Source organism: Planosporangium mesophilum (genome assembly GCF_016863255.1).
Lineage (GTDB): Bacteria > Actinomycetota > Actinomycetes > Mycobacteriales > Micromonosporaceae > Planosporangium > Planosporangium mesophilum.
Window position 1 is genome coordinate 41278 of sequence record NZ_BOON01000037.1, and the last position, 7607, is coordinate 48884.

Consider the following 7607-nt stretch of genomic DNA (forward strand, 5'->3'; position numbering starts at 1 on the left):
GGTCCGACAGATGTACCGCGACGACGCCGGTCGTGGCGCCCGGGTGAACAGTGCGGACAACATCTTCCCCCGGGCCGCATCGATCTCCGAGAATGATCACGCCCGTCCATGATGCGGGTTTTCGTGTCTTCCTACCTACAGGTACCGGAGGTCTGTCTTGACCGGTCACACCACTCACCCGGCCCCGTCGCGACCGCGGTCGCTGCGGCTCGGATCGAGGCTCGCCCTGCTCGTCGCGATGGTGGTCGCGGCCCTCGCCGGGCCGGCCGTGGTCGCGCCGTCCAGCGCCACGCCCGCCTACGCCACCGCCTACGGCTCCTGCACCGTCTCGGGCTGCGCCGACGCCCGTACCGCCCGCAGCGGCTGGTCGAGCCGGGGCTGGCCGACCTCGCGCGGCTGGTACTCGTGGAGCGGCGGCAAGTGCAACTTCGCCGGTGGCCAGTACCAGAACCGCGAGGGCCAGCTGCCGTCGGGCGCGACCTACTACGAGTACGACGTCTACCCGCGTACCTGCAACGCGGCCCGGGACGCCCATCGGATCATCGTGAACCTCTCGACCGGGGCCACCTGGTACTCCCCGAACCACTACTCGGACTTCTACCGCCTGTGAGCTGACCGGGCCGGGTGGGTACGGTACCCGCCCGGCCCGCCCGCAAGCGGGACGCACGCAATCGGGACGCACGAAAGGTGGACCCGATGCCCCACCAGCACTGGCTGCGTATCGTCACCGGCGACGCGCCCACCGACGCCGCCCGGGTGTCCGGCGCGGCCTGCCGCAGCCGGGCCGGGCTGTTGGCCGAGTGGGCCGCGCGGCTGCGTTTCCCGGAGTACTTCGGGCACAACTGGGACGCGCTCGCGGACAGCCTCAAGGACCTGACCGCCGCCGCGCCGCTGACCCTCGTCGTCGACGACGCCGCACAGGTCCTCGCCGACGAGCCACCGGCGCAGCTTCGCACGCTGTTGGCGGTACTGGCCGAGGTCGCCGAGGCCCAGCCGGGCACCCTCGACGTCATCCTCGCCTGCGGGCCGGGCGACGAGCCGGAGCTGCGCGAACGGATCGCGGCGGCAGGGGCCGGTCGCTAGTCGAGCATCCCGTACTCGACGACCCAGCCCAGCCGCAGGATCTCCTCGCCGTGGAACTCCAGCCGGACGATGCGGTCGAACCTCTCGTGGAGCTTCCGCGGGCCGCTGCGGTGTACCGCGCAGGCGACCCAGACCGGAATCTGCGAGGCGGGGTTGGCGATGGCGACGTGCTTACCACACGGGTGGTTCTGCGGTGGCTTCATGGCTCCAGGAGGGGGGCAAGGCGACGATCATCGACGGGGCGCATCGCCGGGGACGAAGGCCCGGTCGTCAAATGTCGCTTCGGTAGGTACGGGGGCGAGCGTCTCCAGGGATGGATCCGGGGGTAGGGGGCACCACGCCATGTTGTCTTCGGCTCGACCGTAACCGGCCGGACAGGCGAACTTAGCGTATACAGAGCGTGACGAAGCGCATTCGTGACGCCGACCACACGACCGGTCCGCCCTGGCCCGGCACCCCGCCCACTAGGCTCGCCCCGGTGACGAGGCGACGGACATCCATCACCAGCGTGCTCGTCGCGACCGCGCTCGGCCTGGTCGCGCCGCTCACCGGCTGCGCCGGGCCGGCACCGAGGTGGGCCGGTGCTCCGGCCGCATCACCGGCGGCTTCACCGGCGGCGAGCCGCCCCGGCGATCCGACGAGCCCGGGCGTACCGACGGCCTCACCGAGCGCCGACTGCGGGCCGTGGGGCTGCGAGCAGATGCGCCGCTTCGAGGCCGCGGCGGGCCTGGTCAAGACCAAGCCGGGGTACCTGGGACTCGTCGTCCGCGACCGGCGGACCGGCGCGACCTGGCGGACGGGTACGCCCGACCACGTCATGTGGACCAGCTCGACGATCAAGCTCGCGATCGCGACCAGCCTGCTCGAGCGGGCCCGGACCGGCGAAGTGACGCTGGACGCGACCGCCCGCCGGCAGCTGGCCGCCATGATGAGCGTCTCGGACAACGACGCCGCCGACGCGCTGTGGAAGCGCTACGGCGGGGACGCGATGGTGCCGCGCTTCCAGCGGGTGTACGGCATGACCGGCCTGACTTTCGTGCCCGGCTCCCCGCGGTACTGGGGGTTCATGAAGGCATCGGCCGACGATCTGCAGCGGCTGATGTCGTACGTGCTGGACAAGCTCGACCCCGCCGACCGCGGGTACCTCGTGGACGCGATGCGCCACGTCGGGCAGATCCAGCAGTGGGGGGTGTGGGCCGCCGGGCCGGCCGCGCGGCCCGGCACCAAGGACGGTTGGTCGATCGAGTCGGACCCGGGCGGCAAGCACTGGTGCACCAGCGCGGTCGGCTTCGCCGGACCGGACGAGCGGTACGTCGTCGCGGTCATGTACCACCTGCCACCCGGCACCGGCACCATCGACGCCGGGGTCCACGCCGTCAGCGACGCGGTCGCGACCGTGTTCGGTGCCCCCACCCCGGCGCCGGTCACGGTGCCGGACCCGAGCACCGGCCTGTGAACCGGCCGCGCCCCGTCAGCCGGTTGTCTCGATATTGCACCGAGTGAATCCGGTAGGTCGGCGCGGGTCCTGAGATTTCCCCTCCCCATGATCTTCTTCGAGCTGCCCGGGTCGACCTTCACACGGTGGCGCCGGTCGTCGCGAGGATGACCGAGGCGACCAGGTCCGGGTCGTCGTGCATCGGTACGTGGCCGCAGCCGGCCAGGTCGACGTGCCGGGCGGCGGGCAGCAGCTGCCGGGCCAGCGCGGCCTGCCGGTAGGGCAGGATGCGGTCGCGGGTACCCCAGGCGACGGTGACCGGTACGGTCGGGGCGCCCTGGAAGGCGTACCGCAGCCCGTTGCGCGCGACCGTCTCGAACGCGCGGGCGTTGCGCAGCGCGAGCGAGTCGGCGAGGGCGGCTTCGGGGCTGATGCGCCCCGGCCGGGCGAGCAGCATGCCGAACGACACCGCCCGCAGCGGCCCGACCCGCAGCATTCGGCGCATCACCGGCTCGGGCAGGTGCGCGGCGTACCGGTGCAGCCGCAGGACGGTGACGGCCCGGCGCAGCTGAGCGGGGGTGCAGAAGCCGGCCGGCGACAGCGCGGTGGCCGACGCGGCCTGGCCGGTCGCGGCCAGCTCCAGGGCGATGGCGCCACCGAGGCTGTTGCCGGCCACGTGCGGCCGGTCCAGGTCGAGTGCGGCGAAGAAGCTCGCGATGGCGCCGACGAGCCGGGTCATGTCGTGCGGGAGGCCGGTCTCCGGCATCGGGGACCGGCCGAAGCCGGGCAGGTCGACCGCGATGACGTCGTGGACGGTCGCCAGCTTGTCCAGGACCGGCTCCCAGGCCCGCCAGTGGTGGCCGATGCCGTGCAGCAGGACCAGCGGCTCCCCCGCGCCACGCCGCTCGTAGACCAGGTCGAGTTGCACGCTCAGCTCTCCTTGCGGTCGTTCGTACCGGTGGCGGTGTTCGTGCCGAAGCCGCGGCCGAGCCGGCGTACCTGCTCCTCCATCTGCGGTACGTCCCGGCGGGCGGCGCGGCCGATGATCCGGTCCGCGATCGGACCGGTGGTGATGGTCCGCAGCGCCTGGACCAGCCCGACGGCGCGGGGGACGTAGACGCGGCGGCGGCGCCGCTCGATGCCGTCGACGAAGGCGGCGGCGCACGCCTCGACGGAGGTGTCGGACCGCAGCGGCCAGGGCAGCCGGGCACGCGCCTCGCGGAACGCCGGCAGGTCGTCCTGCGCGTCCCGCACCAGGTCCGTGTCGACCCAGCCGGGGTGGGCGGTGCCGACAGCGACACCCCGGTGGGCCAGTTCCAGGCGGATCGCGTTGCCGAACTGCTCGACCCCTGCCTTCGAGGCGCAGTACGCGGCCATGCCGGGCAGCACGGTGAAGGCTGCGGCCGAGGACACCAGCAGGAAGTACCCCCGGCTGGCGAGGACATGCTCCACGGTGGCCCCGACGGTACGCATCACGCCGAGCAGGTTCACGTCGACCGTACGGATCATCGGCTCGATGCCGCCGACCGCGATGGTGCCGCGGTTGACGATGCCGGCGTTGGCGACCACGACGTCGATGCGGCCGAGGGCCTCGATCGTGCCGCGCACGGCCCGGTCCAGACTGGCCTGGTCGGTGACGTCGCACTCGAACCAGGCGTGCTGGTCACCCAACTCGCCGGCGAGCGCCGCGAGGCGCTCGGGCTCCAGGCCGACGAGCGCGAGCCGGGCGCCGCGCGCGGCGGCGAGCCGGGCGGTGTGCTCACCGATCCCGCGCGCCGCACCGGTGATCAGGACGACCTTGCCGTTCAGGACGGAACTCATCGGCTCTCCCCCACCGGGCGCGGTTGACGGACGGCGACGGGCCGGTACGGGGCCGGGTCGAACCGGCGGGTGCGCAGCCAGTACGACCAGGTGTAGCCGGGCCACAGTGTCGAGTTGCGACCGGTGGCGTCCAGGTACCAGCTCCGGCAGCCACCGCTGCTCCAGACCGTACCGGTCATCTTGCGGTCGACGTCGGACACGAACGCGCGCTGCGCCTCGGGCGTCGGCTCGATGGCCCGCGCGCCGCTCCGGTCCAGGTGGCGCAGCGCGCCCAGCAGGTACGTGATCTGACACTCGATCATGAATACGACGGAGCTGTGTCCGAGGCCGGTGTTCGGCCCGAGCAGCAGGAACAGGTTCGGGAAGCCGTTGACCGCCACGCCCTGGTGCGCGCGCATGCTGCCCTGCCAGGCCTGCTCCAGCGTGCGCCCGTCGCTGCCCCGGATGGACCTGGCGATGGGTGGGTCGGTGACGTGGAAGCCGGTACCGAAGATGATGGTGTCGACCTCGTGCAGGGTGCCGTCGCGGGTGACGACGCCGTTCGGTCGCACCTCGGCGATGCCGTCGGTGACGACCTCGACGTTGTCGCGGGTGAGCGCCGGGTAGTAGTCGTTGGAGAGCAGAACCCGCTTGCAGCCCATGGTGTACCGGGGCGTGAGCTTCGCGCGCAGCGCCGGGTCCGCCACCGACCTGCGCAGGTGACGCAGGGCGACGCGCTCCCCGAGTCGCATCATGGCCGGGTACAGGAAGCCGGTCCCCATGATCCCTTCGCGCGCCCAGTAGATCCCGGCGCGCACCGCCCGCTGCGCCGCCGGCACCGCCCGGAACAGGCGCTTCTCCCGGTCGGTGATGGCCCGGTCGGCGCGCGGCATCACCCATGCCGGGGTGCGCTGGAACAGGTGCAGGCGGTCGACCTGGGGCGCGATCTGCGGTACGAACTGGATGGCCGACGCCCCGGTACCGATGACGGCGACCCGCCGCCCGGTCAGATCCAGGTCGTGGTTCCACCGCGCGGAGTGGAAGGTCTCCCCGGTGAACGTCGACAGGCCGGGCAGGTCCGGCACGGACGGCTCGGTGAGCGGGCCGCCGGCCGCGACCAGTACCTCCGCGGTGTAGCGGCCCCGTGAGGTCTCGATCAGCCAGAGCCCGCTCGCGGTGTCCCACTCGGCGCGCAGCACCTCGTGGCGCAACCGCAGGTGCGGGGCGAGCCCGTGGCGGGCGACGCACCGGCGCAGGTACTCCCAGATCTCCGGCTGCCCGGAGAAGCTGCGCGACCAGTCCGGGTTGGGCGCGAACGAGAACGAGTACAGGTGCGACGGCACGTCGCAGGCGCAGCCCGGGTACGTGTTGTCGCGCCAGGTACCGCCGACGTCGGCACCCCGGTCGAACACGACGAAGTCGTGGTAGCCCCGCTGCTTGAGGCGGATAGCCGTGCCGATGCCGCCGAAGCCGGCACCGACGACGGCGACGCGGTGGTGGACCGGCTCGTCGTCACTGGTCACGGTTCGCTCCACTGGTCTGCCATCGTGGTACCAGCCGGTACCAGCAATCGAGGAAGTTACCATCGGGTAAGCCCGAGCGGAAGATCTCGGCTGGGGCCGTACCCCGGCGAGGTACCATGCGGTACCGGACAATCCATCACCAGAGGTCCACCACAGGGGCGGAGCGTTGGTCAGCACGGTACGAGCCGCCGCGCAGGTGCGGGCGGACCTCATCAGCGGACTCGCCACTGCGGTCTCCGAGAAGGGGTACGCGGCGAGCACGATCGCCGACATCGTGGCGCACGCGCGGGTCTCCAAGCGGACCTTCTACGAGCACTTCTCCGACAAGGAGGAGTGCCTGATGGCGCTGTACCGCGACTCGTGCGACCAGCTCATGATGGTCCTACGCGAGGCCGGCAGCCCCGCCGAGCCCTGGCGGGAGCGGATCCGGGTGGCCGCGACGGCCTACCTGTCGACGCTGGAGTCGCTGCCGGCGGTCTACCGCACGCTCCTGGTGGAGATGCAGGCCGCGGGGCCGCGCGCGTACCGGCTGCGGCAGGAGAAGCAGCGCCGGTTCGCCGACACGCTGGTGGAGATCGTCGAGGGCGGGCGGCCCGCCAACCCGGAGCTCCCGCCGCTGTCGCCGGCCGTGGCCGTCGCCCTGGTCGGCGGGCTCAACGAGCTGCTGCTGCAGGCCGTCGACCCGTACCCGGGTGGCATCTCCACCCCCCTGACCTCGTTGAACGACACGGTGGTCGACCTGGTCACCGCCGTCCTCACCTACCGCCCCACCCGCCCGGAGTAACCAGCGTGCCCGACCACGGCCAGCCCCTTCTGTTCGGGGCGTTCGTCACGCCCGACGCCCGCGACCCGCACCGGACCGTCGCCCTCGCCACCACGGCGGACACGCTCGGCCTCGACGTACTGGGCGTGCAGGACCACCCGTACCAGCCCGGCTTCTTCGACACCTGGACGTTTCTGTCCACTGTGGCCAGCAAGACCCGGCGGCTGATCCTGTTCCCCGACGTCATCAGCGTGCCGCTGCGCCAACCCGCGGTCCTCGCCCGCAGCGCCGCCACGCTGGACGTACTCAGCGACGGCCGGGTGGAGATGGGCCTGGGCGTGGGCGCCTTCCCGGACGGGATCGCGGCGATGGGCGGCCCCTCGCGTACGCCCGGCGAGTCGATCGAGGCCCTCGAAGAGGCCATCGCCGTGATGCGGGCGCTGTGGACCCCGGGCGGACCGGTACACCTGGACGGCCGGCACTACACCCTGGACGGCGCCCGGCCCGGCCCGCCGCCCGTGCACGACATCGGCATCTGGCTCGGCTCGTACAAGCCCCGGATGCTGGCGCTGACCGGCCGCGTCGCCGACGGGTGGATCCCCAGCTCGATGTACGCCTCGCCGGACGAGACGCGGGCGATGGGCGACCTGATCGACAAGGCCGCCTCCGACGCCGGCCGCGACCCGGCGGATATCCGCCGCTGGTACAACGTCGCCGGCAGCTTCGCCGCGGGTAGCTCTGCCGGCCGGCGGGGCGAGTTCCTCCAGGGCCCGCCGAAGCTGTGGGTCGAGCAGCTCACCGAGCTCGCGCTGACCCAGGGCATGAGCGCCTTCATCCTTGCACCCGGCCAGGCCGCCGAGTCCGACCTGCGGCGCTTCGCGGAGGAGGTGGCACCGGCGGTCCGGGAGGCCGTCGACGCCGCCCGCGGCGTGAACGGTGACGCAGACGCCGCCCGCGGCGTGAACGGTGACGCAGACGCCGCCCGCGGCGTGAACGGTGACGC

Annotated in this window: 9 protein-coding genes; 5 read left to right on the forward strand and 4 right to left on the reverse strand. The window is 72.6% G+C overall.

Annotated features, from left to right (window positions below):
- Positions 1-157 precede the first annotated feature (157 nt).
- Entirely contained in the window at positions 158-610 is a 453-nt protein-coding gene (locus tag Pme01_RS20110) for a ribonuclease domain-containing protein (RefSeq protein WP_373315498.1), read from the forward strand.
- An 86-nt stretch (positions 611-696) separates the two neighbouring features.
- The gene (locus tag Pme01_RS20115) at positions 697-1083 is read left to right on the forward strand and encodes a barstar family protein (RefSeq protein WP_168116534.1); all 387 of its coding nucleotides are present in this window, start codon (positions 697-699) and stop codon (positions 1081-1083) included.
- Here the strand turns inward: Pme01_RS20115 and Pme01_RS20120 are convergent.
- Positions 1080-1286, reverse strand: coding sequence for a hypothetical protein (locus tag Pme01_RS20120; protein WP_168116533.1), 207 nt, complete (start codon positions 1284-1286; stop codon positions 1080-1082). The genes Pme01_RS20115 and Pme01_RS20120 overlap by 4 nt on opposite strands.
- 275 nt (positions 1287-1561) lie before the next feature.
- Between Pme01_RS20120 and Pme01_RS20125 the strand changes: the two genes are divergently transcribed.
- Positions 1562-2539, forward strand: a complete 978-nt coding sequence (locus Pme01_RS20125; RefSeq protein WP_168116532.1) for a serine hydrolase — start codon at positions 1562-1564, stop codon at positions 2537-2539.
- A gap of 118 nt (positions 2540-2657) precedes the next feature.
- On the opposite strand, the gene Pme01_RS20130 is transcribed toward Pme01_RS20125, so the two are convergent.
- The 3 genes from Pme01_RS20130 to Pme01_RS20140 are packed head-to-tail and all read right to left on the reverse strand — an operon-like array spanning position 2658 to position 5841.
- Positions 2658-3446 carry an alpha/beta fold hydrolase gene (locus tag Pme01_RS20130; protein WP_239088350.1) on the reverse strand — a complete coding sequence of 263 codons (789 nt, stop codon included), beginning with the start codon at positions 3444-3446 and terminating at the stop codon, positions 2658-2660.
- Between the two features lie 2 nt (positions 3447-3448).
- The gene (locus Pme01_RS20135) at positions 3449-4339 is read right to left on the reverse strand and encodes an SDR family oxidoreductase (RefSeq protein WP_168116531.1); all 891 of its coding nucleotides are present in this window, start codon (positions 4337-4339) and stop codon (positions 3449-3451) included.
- The gene (locus tag Pme01_RS20140; protein ID WP_239088351.1) at positions 4336-5841 is read right to left on the reverse strand and encodes a flavin-containing monooxygenase; all 1506 of its coding nucleotides are present in this window, start codon (positions 5839-5841) and stop codon (positions 4336-4338) included. Before Pme01_RS20140 ends, Pme01_RS20135 begins: the two co-directional genes overlap by 4 nt.
- A gap of 166 nt (positions 5842-6007) precedes the next feature.
- Between Pme01_RS20140 and Pme01_RS20145 the strand changes: the two genes are divergently transcribed.
- Entirely contained in the window at positions 6008-6625 is a 618-nt protein-coding gene (locus Pme01_RS20145; protein ID WP_168116529.1) for a TetR/AcrR family transcriptional regulator, read from the forward strand.
- A 5-nt stretch (positions 6626-6630) separates the two neighbouring features.
- Positions 6631-7607, forward strand: a 977-nt coding sequence (locus Pme01_RS20150) for an LLM class flavin-dependent oxidoreductase (RefSeq protein ID WP_203935755.1), incomplete at its 3' end; no start/stop codon positions are given.

Coding starts and splice junctions, on each gene's coding strand:
- Pme01_RS20115 (WP_168116534.1), top strand. CDS start 697: ATGCCCCACCAGCACTGGCTGCGTATCGTCACCGGCGACGCGCCCACC.
- Pme01_RS20135 (WP_168116531.1), bottom strand. CDS start 4,339: ATGAGTTCCGTCCTGAACGGCAAGGTCGTCCTGATCACCGGTGCGGCG.
- Pme01_RS20120 (WP_168116533.1), bottom strand. CDS start 1,286: ATGAAGCCACCGCAGAACCACCCGTGTGGTAAGCACGTCGCCATCGCC.